The sequence below is a fragment of the Aquimarina agarivorans genome (assembly GCF_000218485.1).
Lineage (GTDB): Bacteria > Bacteroidota > Bacteroidia > Flavobacteriales > Flavobacteriaceae > Aquimarina > Aquimarina agarivorans.
Genome location: NZ_AFPB01000163.1, coordinates 1 through 17,499 on the forward strand (window position 1 = coordinate 1; position 17,499 = coordinate 17,499).

Genomic DNA, 17,499 nt, shown 5'->3' on the forward strand with positions numbered 1-17,499 from the left:
AACAATTGTATATGTGTACCTAGGTACACATATATTTTTTATATAAAGCGCTAATCTAGTGGATTTTTAATGGTTTGCAAATTATTTGTGGCAACTCTGGTGTAAATTTCTGTAGTTTTTGTGGAACTATGCCCTAATAATTCTTGAATGTATCTTATATCGGTACCAGATTCTAGTATATGTGTGGCAAATGAATGCCGTAACATATGTGGGGTAACTTTTTTGTAAATGCCTCCTTTTTTTGCGGCACGTTTTACAATTTTTACAACACTTGCAGCACTGTAAGCAATTCCTTTTTTGCCTTCAAATAAATAAATTTGAGGTTTATATAATTTAAAATATTCACGTAGTTCTAATAGCACCTTTTTGGATAGTAATGTATAGCGGTCTTTATTTCCTTTTGATTGCTTTACGTGTATTAGCATACGCTCGCTGTTAACATCGGTAAGTTTTAAATTTAATAATTCACTTCGGCGTAAGCCAGCTGAATACAACAGGCTTACTATACAACGGTGTTTTAAATTATTAGTATTGTTAATAATGGCAAGCACTTCTTTTTTTGATAGTATTTCTGGCAGTTTTTCTTGCTTTCTAGGGCGCTCAATTTCATAAAATCGATTAGGCATATCCAATACAATTTCGTAGTAAAATTTAATGCTATTGATACATATATTTATGGCTGAGTTTGATCTGCCTTGTTTTATAAGTAGTTGTATGTAGGCTCTAATGTCTATTTCATTTAAAGTGTTTAGTTCTTTTGATTTGTAGTGGTTTATAAAAGCTTCAAATGCCGAAACATAAGAGTTTATAGTATTTAATGCATATTTTTTTAAAATCAATTTTTGAATATAACTATCGGGGCATTTTTTATAGTCAGTTGGGTAAACTCGTCGCTTAAATAATGAAGCATCATTGTTGTTATTGTTATTGTGTAAGGGTTTGTTTTTAAAAAAATAGGAAGTATTGATCCAAGCTACCCCTTTAAATTTTTCGAAAATAAGATCAAGGTTTTCTTTAGTGTTTCTAATGTACACCATATTTAATTTCGCATGCCACTTAGGGTTTGGGAGTTCTTTTATAAGTGCTTGGATGACCTTGTCGGGATAAAATAATAACCCAATCATTTTAATGTCATTGATGAGTAGGTGTTTTAGGGTGATATTTTTTAAATGAGAATGTTTCATTGTCTTCAAAATTCAATGAAAAGAATGGTAAATAAAATTATAACTGTGTATTTATACGTATATTAAACGTTTAATTCAATGATTATTAATCACGATGGATGCTACTTGTTTGTATTGCAATGAAATTTTGTCTGGCAGGTTAGGTAAAAAGTTTTGTTCACCTCATTGCAGGTCAGCATATCATTACAATGAAAATAAACATAAGCAAGATAAGTTATACGTTGCTATTGATAAGCAATTGAAATTGAATCGAAGAATTTTAAAAGAATATAATAAATCAGGTTTATCCACTGTTCGTAAGCAAAAGTTGTTAGATGTAGGTTTTAACCCCAGATATTTTACACACTATTGGAAAAACAATAAAGGGCAAGTATATTTATTTTGTTATGAATTTGGTTTTTTAGAAATTCAGGAGCCTAGTAAAATAAAATATGTGTTAATCAAATGGCAAGCTTATATGGATAAGTCCAAATACTAAGTGAACTAATTTTATATATTAAAAATCGTTATGTATTTTTGAAATAAAGCTTCATCTTATTTATTCCTTCAATAAGTTTTCTAGTTTAATTTTTGAAACAGAATCTTTGTTCAATGCTATTGATTTTTTAAAATGTTCAATAGCTTTTTCTTTATTATCTAACGTTAAATATAAATCTCCCATGGAATCGAATACATCAGCGCTTTCTGGATAATTCAAAATGTTTAATTCAAAAAATTGCTTAGCTTTTTGGTAATTTTTAATGTATATAAAATTATGACCCAAACCATTTATATGATCTTTGTCAGGTTTTATTTCAACACCATATGCTTTTGAAATCTGCTTGTAATGATTTACAACTTTATTAAAAATATCAGTTTTTTCATTTAAAAAATCATTGCTATCAAGTTTAAAATCATAAAAATTAAAAATAAATCGAAATGCATCATAAGTTGCAATTAAAGGGACCGATCCATGAGTATCATTTTCGTAATACTGGCTTTTATAGACTAACTTTTTTTGTTTATTGTTTTTTAAAATGGAATTTAACTTTAAAGTAGAGCGGATATTAATAGAAGTAGTATTATAAGTAGTATCCTTTTTTACACTAGTGGTGTCTACACCATTATTCATGGTATTGGCAATGCCAATAAAAAGGGATTTGTTTTTATAGCGTTCCCCAAATTTTATATTTTTTGCTTTTTTTACTATTCGCTGATAATTTAACCAGACTGAAGGATCAATTGACACGTAAGCATTAAATAATTCAGGTTTTTCTAAAAGTGTATCCATTACAAGTAATCCTCCTAAAGAATGACCTACAAATGTTTTATATGATAAGCTTGGATATTTAGCATCAATATATGGCATCAATTCTTTTTCAATAAATGAAATAGTCTTTCTTCCTCCACCAGAAACTGCAGATGATTGATCATCGATAAAGGGATGTCCCTTAGGTACTTTTACGGGCGATAAATCTCTAAATCGATTTGTATTAAGTATGCCTACAACAATTATTTCAGGAAGAATTTTAGCATAAATACTACTTAATGGTTGAATTATTCCAGTTACAGAATGAAAAAAAAATCTCCATCTAATAAATACACTACAGGATATTTTTTATCACTTGTTGGAGAAGTTTTTTAGGTACGCTAACCCATATTTTTTGTTGTTCATTTAAAATATTGGATTGTATGCTATCTATTTTTTCAATACTAATATCATTAATATTTTGGGCAAAAGCACTGTAAAAACATAAAATAAATGAGGTGATGAGTTTAAGTTTTATCATGTGTTGGTTATTTAGGTATAAAAATTAATAAAGGATTAGGATAGCTCTAAAGAAAAACAAAACTCCTAAACCTTAGGAAATCCAATACGATGTCCTCTTTTCGCAAACCATAAAATATAGATGTAGCATATTAGCATTACAAATACAAAAGCGGATTTAAAATCAAAACCAAAAATGTTGTCTGCATGGTACAACCAACCGTAAAATGGTGGTATAACAGCACCACCAACAATTCCCATAATTAAAATAGCAGATCCTAAATTTGAAAATTTTCCAATACCACGAATGCCCAATGGGAAAATAGCGGGCCACATTACGGCATTTGCAAATCCAAGGGCTGCTAAACAACCCACGGCAAAAGATCCTGAAACAAAATAAGAGGTAATGGTAAGTATCATGCCTAAAATTGCTGAAATGGTCAACCAATTTTCTTGTTTAATATATTTGGGAATAAGGATAATGTTTGTAATGTATCCAACCAGTAAACCTACCAATCCAAAAACTGCAAAAAATTTGGAAGTATCATCGGAAAAGCCAAGGTTTTTGCCGTAAATGGTGATTAAATCTCCAGCCATAACTTCGGCGCCTACATACATAAATATGGCTACAGCTCCTAGGAGTACATGTGGGAATTGAAAAACAGAAGTTTTACCTTCGGAAATATCCATGCTATCTGGGTTAGTATCCGAGGTTTGACTTTTAATATCGGGCAATGATGAGGTGTAGATAACCACAGCAATCACTAATAAAAAAACGCCTAAAACTATATAAGGAGTTTCCACCCGGCTGGCTAAGTTGTCAAGTAATTGATTTTTTAATTCGGGATTGGTTTCATTATCTATTTTGGTTTGAATTTCGGTAGCATTTTTTAATAAAATGGAACCAAACAATACATTAGCCAAAATACCCGCCAATTTGTTGCAAATACCCATAACACTAATTCGTGTAGCGGCAGATTCAATGGGGCCAATAAGACTTACATAAGGGTTTGCAGCTGTTTGCAAAAGGGCTAATCCCATACCTACAATAAACAGGCCTAATAAAAATATAGGGTAGGAGCGACTGCCTGCGGCCGAAACAAATACCAAACAGCCCAAAGCCATAATAACTAATCCGGTGGACATTCCTTTTTTAGTACCCAGCTTATCTAAAATCCACGATGATGGGATAGCCAAGAAAAAATAAGCAGCAAAAAATGCCGTCGCTACATAAAATGCTTGTTGATCTGTCAACTCACATGATTTTTTCAGAAAAGGAATGAGTATACCGTTTACCCAAGTCACAAAACCAAATACGGCAAATAAAACACCTATAATAGTGATTTGATATATATAGTTTTTGTATTTCGAGTTGGATGCGGCAGACATGTTACTAGGTATTAGTTGTTAGTTGTATTTTTTGTGGATAAGCTGTTGTTTTGTTTTGGAGGAACAACCGCATTTCCCTTTCGGTCTCGGGTAAGCACGGCTTTTATGGTTGTGGGTTCTGAAATGATATCTCTTGGATCAGTGATATCCATAGCCTCAGTTACTTTTTTGGTATTTTTATTATTTGAAGTTTCCGGTCTTGATTTTTTGTGAGTCAATGGGATACGTGCACAAACGTAACCCAGCACAAATGATATTAATAAAAGGACTACAATTTCTAAAATTGCTGTAGAACTATCTAAGGGGTTCATATTTTTAAACATATATTACTCAATTATCAGTGTAACACCTTGGTTTAGTTGATTTCCTTTCTCTTGCGATTTTAATGCAGTAATAGTCATGTCAGCTTTTGTGAGCTCTTTTTTTGAAATATACGATTTCACATTTGAAGCTAATTCCAGACCTAATTGGTAATTATCGACGATACTTTCATTCTGATTTGAATATCCAATCAGTTTTATAGTTGTTGCCGTAGCATTAGTAGCAAGAAAGTTTTTTAAATTTCTGGAGCCCTTAAATTTATTATTTTTAAAATCTAGTTGCGTTACAGTATAACTGTTTTTTAAGGAATTCTTTTTTGTTGCTGGTTTTTGCGGTGAAGCTATCGGATAAGTATTTTTTAAAACCTTCTTTTCTAAAGTATTAATTTCAGGGGTGTAAGATACTTTTGGCGAAACGATAGTAGTATTGTTAAACTCAATTTTTTTAATTTCTGGAATATCAACACTAGTATAATCGATATGCTTTAAGTCAACCGTAGTTTCGGAAGGTTGAAATTTGAAAGTGATCCCTCCTTTAAATTTTCCATTTTTAAAAATGAAAGGAGCTTTTTGTGTTTTTAGGGTAATTAATGAATCAGGTATCCCAAGTTTAGTTAAACGTTCAGCAATATTTTGTGCTCTGTTTTTTCCAATTTCAATACTTTCATTTGTATTGTGGAAACTGGCAATGGTTAATAATAGGTTTTTGGTGTCCATTTCCTTAGCAATAGCGTGTCCATAAGTACTCATTGGAAAAGGAATTTGTATTCTGTCAGAGTTTTCATAAATCCTAAAATTACTTTCAAAGTTGATAACTAATTCATCATTGTAATATACATTGAGGTAGCTTGGTTGTAATGAATCCTTTTTAGGAGCTACCGCTTTATTAACAGTTTTGCTATTTTTTATAGAATCTAATGTGCCTTCTGCGTAAGCAAAAGAAGTATCTTTAGTTTTAGTATTTAGCTTGTTTTGATGAGTAATAATTTTTTTATTGAATACCGTAGGTTCAGGCGCGTTATTGGTGATTGGAAGGCTATCCTTATCCAAACATAAGCCTTTAATTTTACAAGTATAATACGTGCTTGCAATGGACGCCCATACAAAAAAACAAAAAAACTAAGCGCAAATCGCTTCATAAACCAAGGTATAATATGGACTAAAATAGTATAAAAAACTACAAATTGATAAAATTAGTTTGAATAGTACTCAAAAAATATAGATAATAAGTTGAAAATGGTTCAATAATTTATTTATTTTGCAGCATACATGGAAACAGGTATAATTAATAAAATTTGAAAATGAATAATTCATGTCTACATCATCATCATTACTACTTAATCGCTCAAGCGGGGTAGTTTGGTATGTAAACATGTAAGCATATTTTAAACCCGTTTGAGTTTGCCTCAAACGGGTTTAGTTTTTTAAAATTGATACAATTTTAATTGTTATGACAAAAATTAGAATAGCCATTCAAAAAAGTGGTCGATTAAACGAAGATTCAGTAGCAATACTTAAGGATTGCGGAATTTCTATTGATAATGGTAAGGACCAACTAAAGGCGGAAACACGTAATTTTCCTATGGAAGTCATGTTTTTAAGAAACGGTGATATCCCACAATACTTGCGCGATGGGGTAGTTGATATTGCTATTATTGGCGAAAATGTTTTGATTGAAAAAGGGAAAGATATTTCAATAGCGGAACGTTTAAACTTTTCAAAATGCAAGGTATCTTTGGCAGTTCCTAAAGGAGTTGCGTATAATTCTATTCAGGATTTAGATGGTAAAAAAATTGCTACTTCATACCCTAATACGGTGGATCAGTATTTAGCTGATAAAGGAATTAGTTATGAAATTCATCAAATTTCGGGTTCGGTAGAAATAGCGCCAAATATTGGTTTGGCTGATGCTATTTGTGATATTGTTTCCAGCGGAAGCACCTTGTTTAAAAACAATTTAAAAGAAGTAGAGGTTATGTTAACTTCGGAAGCGGTGTTGGCAGTATCACCAAAAATATCAGAAGAAGCTAAAGCACTTTTAAGCAAGTTACAATTTAGAATTCAGTCTGTTTTAAAGGCACGTAATTCAAAGTATGTATTGCTCAATGCACCAAATGATAAGTTAGACGAAATACTAAAGCTGTTACCGGGTATGCGTAGTCCAACTATTTTACCCTTGGCGGAAGAAGGTTGGAGTAGTGTGCATACGGTGATTCAGAAAAATAAGTTTTGGGAAGTTATTGATGAGTTAAAAATAGCTGGTGCCGAAGGTATTTTGGTTTGCCCAATTGAAAAAATGGTACTTTAGTTTAGTAGTGAGAAGTTAGATGTTAGATCGCTTCGTTATTAAAGAATTCTTTATATGTGATATTGAAATATAAGTTCCTTTGGTTTCTCATATCTCATATCTCATATCTCATATCTAAATAAAAATGAACAAAATATATAATCCTAAACCAACTGATTGGAATCAACTTTTAAAAAGGCCAACACAAACAGTTGCCGATATTGAAGGAACAGTTGCTGATGTTTTTGATGCTATCAGTACCAAAGGAGATCAGGCAGTAGCAGCATATACAGAAAAGTTTGACGGCGTGGCGTTGGATACTATTTTAGTTTCTGAAAAGGAAATTGAAGCAGCAGTGCATTTGGTGTCTGATGAATTAAAAGATGCAATTCAATTAGCAAAAGGGAATATTTCTCGTTTTCACGAAGCACAAAAAACTACTAAGGTACAAGTGGAAACCATGAATGGTGTAGATTGTTGGCAAGAGAAACGGCCTATTCAAAAAGTAGGTTTATATATTCCAGGGGGAACAGCTCCTTTATTTTCAACAATTTTAATGTTAGTATTACCCGCAAAAATAGCAGGTTGCAAGGAAATAGTGTTGTGTTCACCACCAAATGCAGCAGGAGAAATACATCCCGCTATTTTATACACTGCAAATTTATGTGGGGTTACTAAAATTTGTAAAGTTGGGGGTATTCAAGCCATTGCCGGAATGACATTTGGTACGGAATCTATTCCGCAGGTATATAAAATTTTTGGTCCAGGAAATCAATTTGTTACTGTTGCAAAACAACTTGCTACTAAATACGGAGTAGCTATTGATATGCCCGCAGGTCCAAGTGAACTTTTGATTGTTGCCGATGATAGTGCCAATGCGGCTTACGTGGCATCCGATTTATTAAGTCAGGCGGAACATGGTAAAGATAGTCAGGTGATTTTAGTGGCTACATCCAAAAAATTAATAGATGCTGTGGAGCTTGAAGTTGAAAAACAATTAGCGGTATTACCTAGGGTTGAAATTGCTACAGAAGCCATTAAAAATTCGAAATTAATATATGTTGAGAACGATAAAATTGCGCTAAATTTAATTGATGAATACGGTCCGGAACACTTTATAGTTTGTGTACATGATGAGGATTTTTATGTATCTAATGTAGCCAATGCGGGATCTGTTTTTATTGGTAATTATACACCAGAGAGCGCAGGAGATTATGCCTCGGGAACAAACCATACATTGCCTACAAATGGCTATGCTAAAAATTATAGTGGTGTTAATTTGGATACATTTATGAAAAATATGACGTTTCAAAAAATATCCAAGCAAGGTATCCAAGCTATAGGAAATGCCATTGAACTCATGGCTGAAGCCGAAGGCTTACAAGCGCACAAAAACGCGGTAACCCTTCGTTTAAACGAAGCCTAATAACATAAATTTATTTATATGAAGCAGCTGATTGCATACATTATTTTATCATTTTCGGTAGTATCCATTTACGGACAAAAAGCTGCGTATGTAATTTACAATAGTAAAGGAAAAGCTGTTAAGTATGAAAAAATGATACACTTTTTAGTAAAAAATGAAGTCCTGTTGTTTGGTGAGCTTCATAACAATCCAATTGCGCATTGGATGGAGTTGGAATTAATACGTGATCTAAGTAAACAACGTGCGCTTATTTTGGGTGCCGAGTTTTTTGAAAGTGACGGACAATTAGCTTTAAATGATTATATGTCAGGTAAAACTAATCAAGCATTATTAGAAACTCAGGTAGAATTATGGTCCAATTACCAAACAGATTATAAACCTATTGTAACGTTTACAAAGGCTAATAACATCCCTTTTATTGCTACTAATGTGCCCAGACAATATGCGCAATTAGTACACAAGGAAGGTTTTGAAGTGTTGGAACATTTAGTGCCAGATGAAAAGAAGTTTATTGCTCCTTTGCCTATTAAATATGATCCTGATTTACCAAGTTATAAAAAGATTTTAACCATGTTTGAGGATCACGGCACACCTGAATTAGTAAAAGCACAGGCAATTAAAGATGCTACGATGGCTCATTTTATTTTAGAAAATTATGTGGAGAATAAATTATTTTTTCATATCAATGGAGCTTATCATTCAGATAATTATGAAGGAATTCTGTGGTTTTTAAAGCAGCATAATGATAATTTAAATTACGTTACTATTTCAACCGTTGAACAGAAAGATGTAAATGAATTAATGGAGGAGAATAAGAATAAAGCGGATTACATTATTTGTATCCCCGATACAATGACAAAAACTTATTAAATGTATAGCGGTATTCAATAACTAATTAAGAATAGTATTTTCTATTATTATCACACAAATGAAATTTGATTTAAATACGTTAATACGTGCCAACGTAAAGGCAATGAAAGCCTATAGTTCTGCAAGGGATGAATATGTTTCGGATGGATCTGAAATGGTATTTTTAGACGCTAACGAAAATCCTTTTGAAAATGGAGTAAATAGGTATCCTGATCCTCAACAAAGGAGTGTGAAGGAGGTAATAGCAACGCAAAAGCAAATAGCTACTTCTCATATTTTACTAGGGAATGGTAGTGATGAGGTATTGGATTTATTATTCCGTGCGTTTTGCCAACCCAAAGAGGATAATATAATTACGTTGCCACCTACTTACGGGATGTATACCGTGCTTGCAAACTTGAATGAAATTGAAGAGCGAAAAGTACAATTACAAGCTGATTTTCAGCCTGATGTTGATGCTATTTTAAAAGCTGTAGATAGTAATACTAAAATGGTATTTATATGCTCACCAAACAATCCGACGGCAAATTTAATTGCGGTAGATAAAATAAAGCAACTTTTACAAAATTTTGCTGGTCTGGTGGTTATTGATGAAGCGTATATCGATTTTGCAAATCAATCCAGTTGGATTGAAGAGTTGTCTAATTACTCTAACTTAATAGTAACTCAAACACTTTCAAAAGCCTATGGTTTAGCGGGTATTCGCTTAGGTTTATGTTTTGCTGCTGCAGAAGTAATAACGGTACTCAACAAAATTAAGCCACCTTATAATGTAAATGAACTTACTCAAAAAGCTGCCCTAGAGCGCTTATTGGATAAGGCAAGTATAAGCAATGAAATTGAAGCCATTTTATCGGAAAGGGAACTAGTCATTGAAGCATTAAAAGAAATATACTTTGTAGAAAAAATTTATCCCACTGAGGCCAATTTTGTACTCGTTAAAGTTGATGATGCTACAAAACGTTATAACGAATTATTATCCAAAGGGATAGTTGTAAGAAACCGAACCACGCAGGCTTTATGTAAAAACACTTTGCGATTTACAATAGGTACAGCTGAAGAAAATAAGTTGTTAATAGCGGGCCTAAAATCATTATAATTAACAAATTAAATGCAGTTGCAAAATGAAAAGTAGTTTTTTGTTATTTATTTTAGGGGTTAGTTTATTTTTTTCAAATTTACAAGCGCAGTCTTTACCATTAGGACAAAAAAGATGGAGCGCTACAAATACATTGAATGCAGATGATTATAAAATTGCAGTTGGTGTAAATACTAATGAATTAATTCATAGTCAGTTTATAATTACCCATCAAATAATGGGATTTGATTTTATAAAGAAGAACTTAAATAAAAAGATAGAAAATATTTTTGTAGGAAAAGCTTCTTGGATTGATACTACTAGAGTGGTGAGCATTGATGCTGCTATTGCATATCAGCAATTGCAATTTGACTTATGTGAAGTGTATGCACGAAGGTTTAGAAAACAACTTTTCATAAACAAAAAGAAGTTATTAAAGGGCTTGGATTTTGTTAAAGAATTAAATAATAAAATGATTGCTGGTTTTTCTGAAGAAAGAGCCTTATTGGTACAAGAAACCAAAGATGGTAGGGATAAAGAACAACTGACAGTTTGGGAAGAAAAAATAAGAAATTATTTATCAACTTTAAAGCAGTTTGATTATGCCAATGGTGCCAAAATTAAACTTTAATTTTGCATAGAATTAAAACAGGAAATTAATGCGTAAAGGATAGAGCGGTTACCCCGCAGTCCGACCCAAGGAGGAACGAGGAGTAGTAGCGAAAGCCTGACCCGTAGGGATACGCCCCAAAAAGAGTAAAAATAGAAACAAGCTGATGGTTAATAGCTTATAGCTCAAAGCCATATCGCAAAGCGAAATAAATATGAAAAAAGTATTATTTATTGACAGGGATGGTACCTTGGTGTTGGAACCACCAGTGGATTATCAATTGGATAGCCTTGAAAAACTTGAATTTTATCCCAAAGTATTTCAATACATGGCTAAAATTGCTAGTGAGTTGGATTACGAATTGGTAATGGTAACCAATCAGGATGGTTTGGGTACGGATTCATTTCCTGAGGCTACCTTTTGGCCAGCTCAAAATAAAGTGATAACTGCTTTTGAGAAAGAAGGTGTAGTGTTTTCGGAAGTTTTTATTGATAAAACATTTCCGCATGAAAATGCAGATACCCGAAAACCGAGAACAGGGTTGTTAACGCAATATTTTGATAAAGAAAAATACGATTTAGCGAATTCATTTGTGTTAGGTGATCGTATTACGGATATGGAATTAGCTAAAAATTTGGGAGCCAAAGGAATTTTTTTATCGGAAGATCCAGAGTTGGGAGCTGATGAAATTGAGGCAGATAAAAAGGTTATTACCGACTGTATTGCTTTGACATCCACTGATTGGAGAGAAATTTATGAGTTTTTAAAATTAGAAGACCGCGTTTCTGAAATTACCCGAAATACAAATGAGACTAAAATTTATATCAAGTTAAATTTAGATGGTTCTGGTAAAAATGATATTGCTACAGGTTTGGACTTTTTTGATCATATGTTAGATCAAATTGGGAGACACGGTGCTATGGATTTAACCGTAAAAGTCGATGGGGATTTGCATGTGGATGAGCACCATACAATTGAAGATACCATGATTGCCTTAGGAGAATTGTTTCACAAAGCACTAGGGAATAAATTGGGTATTGAACGTTATGGTTTTTGTTTACCAATGGACGACTGTTTAGCGCAGGCAGCAGTTGATTTTGGGGGACGTCCATGGCTAATTTGGGAAGCTGATTTTAAGCGCGAAAAGATTGGAGACATGCCAACAGAAATGTTTTTGCACTTATTTAAGTCTTTTACTGACGGTGCAAAATGCAATTTAAACATTAAGGCTGAAGGAGACAATGAGCATCATAAAATAGAAGGTATTTTTAAAGCCTTTGCAAAAGCTATGAAAATGGCTGTAAAACGCGATGCCAATAAGATGTTTTTACCAAGTACAAAAGGAATATTATAGTATTGAGACATTAGATTTGAGATGTAAGACGTTCTCAAATCTCATATCTTAATTCTCATATCTTTATTAAATGAAAATAGTAATAATAAATTACGGAGCGGGAAATATTCAGAGTATCAAATTTGCTATTGAGCGTTTAGGGTATAAAGCCGTGTTGAGTGATAATGTTGACGAAATTAAAAATGCAGATAAGGTAATATTTCCAGGTGTTGGTGAGGCTAGTAGTGCTATGAATAAGCTTCGTGAAAGCGGATTAGATAAATTAGTACCTAGGCTAAAGCAGCCCGTGTTGGGAATTTGTTTGGGAATGCAGTTAATGTGTAATTCTACAGAAGAAGGCGATACAAAGGGTTTGGGTATTTTTGATGTTGATGTTGTTCGTTTTACGAATGAGGTAAAAGTGCCACAAATTGGATGGAATCAAATCAGAGATTTTAAATCGGAATTATTTGATGGAGTTATTAATGAATCATACATATATCTTGTACATAGTTTTTATGCGCCTGTTTGTAAGGAAACAATTAGTGTAACTGATTATGGAATAAATTACAGTACGGCATTACAAAAAAACAATTTTTACGGTACTCAATTTCACCCAGAAAAAAGTAGTGATGTTGGAGAAAAAATTCTATCGAATTTTCTCTCTAGTACAAAGTAGTCAGTATAGAGTACAAAGATTTAATAATGAATAAATATCAAGATCTTAAAATTTGGCAAAAGTCAATGATTCTCACAGAGGAGGTTTATAAGCTTTCTAAAGTATTACCAAAAGATGAAAAATTTGGTTTGATTTCTCAAATAAAGAGATGTTCTGTAAGTATTCCTTCTAACATTGCAGAAGGAGCAGGGCGGAACTCTAAAAAAGAATTTTTACATTTTTTAAGTATAGCTCATGGCTCTTTGATGGAGTTAGAAACACAATTACAGTTATTATATAGGCTTGATTTAGTTAAAATAGATATCATTAACTCATTATTAGAAATTTGTAATGAGGTTCGTAAGATGAATTACTCACTTCAAAAATCATTAAAAATAAACATGTAAGTGCTTTGTACTTTGTACTCAGTACTCTTTACTAAGAATATATGAGAATAATACCAGCAATAGATATTATAGACGGACAATGTGTTCGATTATCAAAAGGAGATTACAATACTAAAAAAATATATAATGAAAATCCTTTAGAAATAGCCAAGCAGTTTGAAGCTCACGGAATCCAGCACTTACATTTAGTGGATTTAGATGGGGCTAAGGCAAGTCATATAGTAAATCATAAAGTATTGGAAACCATTGCCACTCAAACCAATTTAAAAATTGACTTTGGAGGGGGCTTAAAAACTGATGATGATTTGAGTATAGCTTTTGAAAGTGGTGCCAATCAAATTACTGGTGGGAGTATAGCGGTTAAAAACCCGGATGTTTTTCGTAGTTGGTTAACTAAGTTTGGAGCGGATAAAATTATTTTAGGAGCAGATGCGAATAATGAAAAAATAGCAGTGAGTGGTTGGTTAGAGGAAAGCGATCAAGAACTTATTCCGTTTGTAAAAGGCTATCAAAAAGAAGGAGTAAGCTATGTAATTTGTACTGATATTAGTAAGGATGGCATGTTACAAGGGCCTTCGTTTGATTTGTATAAAAAAATACTGAATCAAATTCCTAATATTAAATTAATTGCTTCAGGAGGTATTTCAAGCTTTGATGAACTTCCAAAATTAGCCGAAATCGGTTGTGAAGGCACCATTATAGGCAAAGCTATTTACGAGAACCGAATTAGTTTGAAGCAACTAGAAGAATATATTATTAGCTAAGAAAAGAGAGTCTAAAAAATAGGTGTAGAGTATTAAGTCTATTTTCTATTCTCTTTTTTCTATAATCTTGAAAAAAAATGCTTACAAAAAGAATAGTTCCTTGTTTAGATATTAAAAATGGACGCACGGTAAAAGGAGTCAATTTTGTGGATTTACGTGATGCTGGTGACCCAGTTGAATTGGCTGCTATTTATGCCAAAACTGGAGCAGACGAACTCGTTTTTTTGGATATATCAGCTACAGAAGAACGCAGAAAAACCTTAGCAGATTTGGTCAGAAATGTGGCTAAAGAAGTAAATATTCCTTTTACTGTGGGTGGCGGAATTTCATCGGTGGAGGATGTGGATATATTACTTCAAAATGGAGCGGATAAAGTCTCAGTAAATTCTTCTGCTGTAAAGCGACCAGAATTAGTTAATGAATTGTCAGCAAAATTTGGAAGTCAGTGTATCACAGTAGCTATTGATGCCAAACAAATTGATGGAGAGTGGATAGTACATTTGGTTGGTGGTAAAGTACCAACGGAATTAAATTTATTTAATTGGGCAAAAGAAGTAGAGCAACGCGGAGCAGGCGAAATTTTATTTACTTCCATGAATAATGATGGTACAAAAAATGGTTTCGCTAATGAAGCTTTAGCCCGATTGAGTTCTGAATTAAATATTCCTATTATAGCTTCTGGAGGAGCAGGGAATATGCAGCATTTTGTCGATACATTTAAGGAGGGTAAAGCAGATGCAGCCTTGGCAGCAAGTGTGTTTCATTTTAAAGAAATTGCGATTCCTGAACTAAAAGAAAAGCTAAAAAGTGAAGGGATTGCAGTACGATTGTGATTTGTAAGAATTCCATCAGTGTTTATGCCAAATCAAACAAACATATAACGGAAGAATTACGCTCATCATTATCAGTAAAGCTATTTATAGAGTTTAAGGCCAACATAACTATATCTTTAAAGTTTCTTCAAACTTAAACATAACTATGAAATTTAAAATATGTATTCGCTCGGACGGATACGTTAAAAAAGCGATTTTGTTTTTATACAAAATCGCTTTTTTGGTTTTATAACGATGCTGATTTTAAATTAATAAATAATAACATCTTATATGAGGGTAAATTTAATGACAGTGTCAGTGTCAACTTCTATTTTACGACAATTCTTTCAACGTGGTTTTGGAATCCATTAGATTTTATAACCAATAGATATATTCCACTAGCCATAGATGAAACGTCAATAGCAATAGTGTTAAATGTTTTATTTATCAATGATTTTTTAATAATCGCTTTGCCAGTTAAATCTATAATTTCAATACTACTTCCTTTAAAATCAGTAGTATTTTCAACTGTTAGTGTGGCAGTTGTAGCGGGAACTATTGGGTTTGGGTACACTTTTAAATTAGCTATTTTATGGTCAAAATTTTCACTGCTTAAAGTAGCACTGTCGCTAGTTTCAGGCTCGTTACCACTAATTAGCTTTCCTTTGTAGTATAAGCCAACGTTTTCATTTTTACCATAGTCTTTTTGTGATTCTTTAAGTGAATAATCATTCGTTTGGTCTACGTTGGAAAAGTTATCCGTAGCAATTTTCAATTCCATAGTTTTTGAGCTTTGTCCACTGCCAAGTAACCCAGCATTCTCCTTAAATCCAACTTCTAAATAAAATAAATTGTCATCCGTTTCTACAAAAGTACCATTTAATTTATCAGCACCAATGACCACGTAGTCCTGATAAAAGCGAAAATTTTTGTTTTCCTCTGCGGTAAACCAATAGCGAATTTTTAAATCTTCGTAAGCAATATCTTGCGAGGATAAATTAAGTAATTGAAAATGTGGTTTAATTTCGCTAGTAACAAGGCCAGAGGACCCATCCTTGTATTCCAACTGAATAGCATCAGTGCCTACATTGATCAATTTTATGGATGAACTTGTCGCATTACCCGAAATACCATTAGCAATAGCTTTAATTTCATAGTCTCCGTTTGGTAAATTGTTTAATTTGAAATTAAAAGGAGCGGAGGTAGCCGATCCTACAAGTTGATCATTACTATAAAAATCAACACTTGCTACGGTATTGGTAGTATTAATAAGGTTCGTTTGTATATTGATACTTCCACCTTCTAATACTTTTGATCCTGATTTTGGAGTAACTAATGAAATGTAAACACCCTCGCCACCAGACATGGTTTCCATTTTTTCGGAATGTACTTTGAAAATTTCTAAAACAGGATCTCCTTCAAAAACAGCAAATTTATCCTCACCTGTTTCTTCATCTGGAAACCACCAAAAGGCGCTTCCTCCAATTTTCTTTTCTTCAATAAACTCATAAATAATTTCCCACCATTCTGTGCGTTCATCTCTTTCTACATTAAATTCACCTACAAAAAATGGTTTATTCAAAATATCATGTGATTCTTCCGCAAGGGTACAAATTAGTTGTTTCGTTTGTTCAGGTGTAAAGTCAGCCCATTCTTCTCTTATATAAGGGTGTGCCGAAGTAAAATCAATGTTTGGCGATTGGTGAATTTTTATGAAATCATTTCCTTCATCGCCACCAAAGCCATATTTAATACCATGTGCCTCTAGTCCAGTACCCAATAAATGGTTTGAATCGATTGACTTTACAAATGCCCCCATATCATCAACCCATTTGCGAAGCACCTCCGATGTTAAATCATCACCAAAACCTTGATACCTTGGTTCATTCATCAATTCCCAAGCCAGAATAGTTGGGTCATTTCGATATTCCACATTATCGTAATGATTTACTCGGGTTAAAAAATACTCTACGTATTTTTTGTAACCTTCAATAGCCGCTTCGTTGGTAAAAAATTGTCCTTGATCGTGAGTTCCGTTTCCTGTCACCTCAATGCCTTCCCATTTCAACCGATCTTTAATGCCGCCATAGTCATTCCAATAATTTTCAAGTGCTACAATTAGTTTAATTCCATTTGCTTCAGCAGATTTTACAATGTAATCAAACAAGCTAAATTGCTTTTCGTCATAAACTCCTTTTTCAATTTCAAAACCATGCCATTCCTCATGGCTAAATCCCCACAAGCGAACCACACGCACACCGTCTTCGTAAAGTTTTCGCATATGTTTATCAATACGCTCTTTATTCATAAATTGAGTTTCGGTATCACTTTGTTTACCACCAGCACCATAAGTAAAAAAATCATATACATTAGTACCTGAAAAATAAAAAGGCGCTCCGTTTAACATAAATTTTGAACCTTCGGCGTACACAAAACCAGACGGAGGAGTTGTTGTATTTTGGGAAAATACAGTCAGCGTAAAGCAGCACAACAAACAGCTCCATAAGAGCAGTTTCTTAGTTAAAGTCATAGTAGTTAGTTTTAGTTAGTTGTTTGTTATTTAGAATAGCAATTTTTAAATCAAACTAGTTAATAGTTAAGTTGTAATATTCAA

Annotated in this window: 18 protein-coding genes; 11 read left to right on the plus strand and 7 right to left on the minus strand. The window is 33.0% G+C overall.

All coding sequences use genetic code 11. The features are described from left to right. Positions 1–50 precede the first annotated feature (50 nt). The gene (xerA, locus tag GMC_RS0112960; RefSeq protein ID WP_010522547.1) at positions 51–1,124 is read right to left on the minus strand and encodes a site-specific tyrosine recombinase/integron integrase; all 1,074 of its coding nucleotides are present in this window, start codon (positions 1,122–1,124) and stop codon (positions 51–53) included. Between the two features lie 154 nt (positions 1,125–1,278). Here xerA and GMC_RS0112965 point away from each other — a divergent pair, with 154 nt between their 5' ends. Next, positions 1,279–1,662: a hypothetical protein gene (locus tag GMC_RS0112965; RefSeq protein WP_010522548.1), complete on the plus strand. Its 384-nt coding sequence runs from the start codon at positions 1,279–1,281 to the stop codon at positions 1,660–1,662. Between the two features lie 60 nt (positions 1,663–1,722). Here GMC_RS0112965 and GMC_RS0112970 read toward each other — a convergent pair whose 3' ends face one another. The 5 genes from GMC_RS0112970 to GMC_RS0112990 all read right to left on the minus strand — a co-directional run bounded on the left by GMC_RS0112970 (position 1,723) and on the right by GMC_RS0112990 (position 5,690). Further along, on the minus strand, positions 1,723–2,778 hold the full coding sequence (locus tag GMC_RS0112970; protein ID WP_094766298.1) for an alpha/beta hydrolase: 1,056 nt from the start codon (positions 2,776–2,778) through the stop codon (positions 1,723–1,725). After that, the gene (locus GMC_RS22350; RefSeq protein WP_010522550.1) at positions 2,768–2,953 is read right to left on the minus strand and encodes a hypothetical protein; all 186 of its coding nucleotides are present in this window, start codon (positions 2,951–2,953) and stop codon (positions 2,768–2,770) included. Before GMC_RS22350 ends, GMC_RS0112970 begins: the two co-directional genes overlap by 11 nt. A gap of 65 nt (positions 2,954–3,018) precedes the next feature. Continuing rightward, on the minus strand, positions 3,019–4,320 hold the full coding sequence (locus tag GMC_RS0112980; RefSeq protein WP_010522551.1) for a sugar MFS transporter: 1,302 nt from the start codon (positions 4,318–4,320) through the stop codon (positions 3,019–3,021). 11 nt (positions 4,321–4,331) lie between these two features. Next, positions 4,332–4,631 carry a hypothetical protein gene (locus tag GMC_RS0112985; protein ID WP_010522552.1) on the minus strand — a complete coding sequence of 100 codons (300 nt, stop codon included), beginning with the start codon at positions 4,629–4,631 and terminating at the stop codon, positions 4,332–4,334. A gap of 15 nt (positions 4,632–4,646) precedes the next feature. Next, positions 4,647–5,690, minus strand: a complete 1,044-nt coding sequence (locus GMC_RS0112990) for a hypothetical protein (protein WP_010522553.1) — start codon at positions 5,688–5,690, stop codon at positions 4,647–4,649. A 400-nt stretch (positions 5,691–6,090) separates the two neighbouring features. Between GMC_RS0112990 and hisG the strand changes: the two genes are divergently transcribed. From hisG to hisF, 10 genes are all read left to right on the plus strand, one after another. After that, positions 6,091–6,948 (plus strand): ATP phosphoribosyltransferase, encoded by an 858-nt coding sequence (hisG, locus tag GMC_RS0112995; RefSeq protein ID WP_010522554.1) that lies wholly within the window; start codon positions 6,091–6,093, stop codon positions 6,946–6,948. A 124-nt stretch (positions 6,949–7,072) separates the two neighbouring features. Continuing rightward, a complete protein-coding gene (hisD, locus tag GMC_RS0113000) occupies positions 7,073–8,353 on the plus strand; it encodes a histidinol dehydrogenase (RefSeq protein WP_010522555.1) in 1,281 nt (426 codons plus the stop codon). Between the two features lie 18 nt (positions 8,354–8,371). Beyond that, on the plus strand, positions 8,372–9,223 hold the full coding sequence (locus tag GMC_RS0113005; RefSeq protein ID WP_010522556.1) for a ChaN family lipoprotein: 852 nt from the start codon (positions 8,372–8,374) through the stop codon (positions 9,221–9,223). Between the two features lie 58 nt (positions 9,224–9,281). Then, complete coding sequence (gene hisC / locus GMC_RS0113010; RefSeq protein WP_010522557.1) at positions 9,282–10,322, plus strand: histidinol-phosphate transaminase; 1,041 nt, start codon at positions 9,282–9,284, stop codon at positions 10,320–10,322. A gap of 25 nt (positions 10,323–10,347) precedes the next feature. Further along, the gene (locus GMC_RS0113015) at positions 10,348–10,932 is read left to right on the plus strand and encodes a hypothetical protein (RefSeq protein WP_010522558.1); all 585 of its coding nucleotides are present in this window, start codon (positions 10,348–10,350) and stop codon (positions 10,930–10,932) included. Positions 10,933–11,125: 193 nt separating this feature from the next. Then, on the plus strand, positions 11,126–12,265 hold the full coding sequence (gene hisB / locus GMC_RS0113020) for a bifunctional histidinol-phosphatase/imidazoleglycerol-phosphate dehydratase HisB (RefSeq protein ID WP_010522559.1): 1,140 nt from the start codon (positions 11,126–11,128) through the stop codon (positions 12,263–12,265). A gap of 70 nt (positions 12,266–12,335) precedes the next feature. After that, the gene (hisH, locus tag GMC_RS0113025) at positions 12,336–12,923 is read left to right on the plus strand and encodes an imidazole glycerol phosphate synthase subunit HisH (protein WP_010522560.1); all 588 of its coding nucleotides are present in this window, start codon (positions 12,336–12,338) and stop codon (positions 12,921–12,923) included. A 26-nt stretch (positions 12,924–12,949) separates the two neighbouring features. After that, positions 12,950–13,309, plus strand: coding sequence for a four helix bundle protein (locus tag GMC_RS0113030; protein ID WP_010522561.1), 360 nt, complete (start codon positions 12,950–12,952; stop codon positions 13,307–13,309). Between the two features lie 41 nt (positions 13,310–13,350). Further along, positions 13,351–14,073, plus strand: coding sequence for a 1-(5-phosphoribosyl)-5-[(5-phosphoribosylamino)methylideneamino]imidazole-4-carboxamide isomerase (gene hisA / locus GMC_RS0113035; RefSeq protein ID WP_010522562.1), 723 nt, complete (start codon positions 13,351–13,353; stop codon positions 14,071–14,073). Between the two features lie 77 nt (positions 14,074–14,150). Then, positions 14,151–14,906, plus strand: coding sequence for an imidazole glycerol phosphate synthase subunit HisF (hisF, locus tag GMC_RS0113040; RefSeq protein WP_010522563.1), 756 nt, complete (start codon positions 14,151–14,153; stop codon positions 14,904–14,906). Positions 14,907–15,213: 307 nt separating this feature from the next. Here the strand turns inward: hisF and GMC_RS20830 are convergent, their stop codons facing one another. Continuing rightward, entirely contained in the window at positions 15,214–17,415 is a 2,202-nt protein-coding gene (locus GMC_RS20830) for a cellulose binding domain-containing protein (protein WP_094766299.1), read from the minus strand. Between the last annotated feature and the right edge of the window lie 84 nt (positions 17,416–17,499).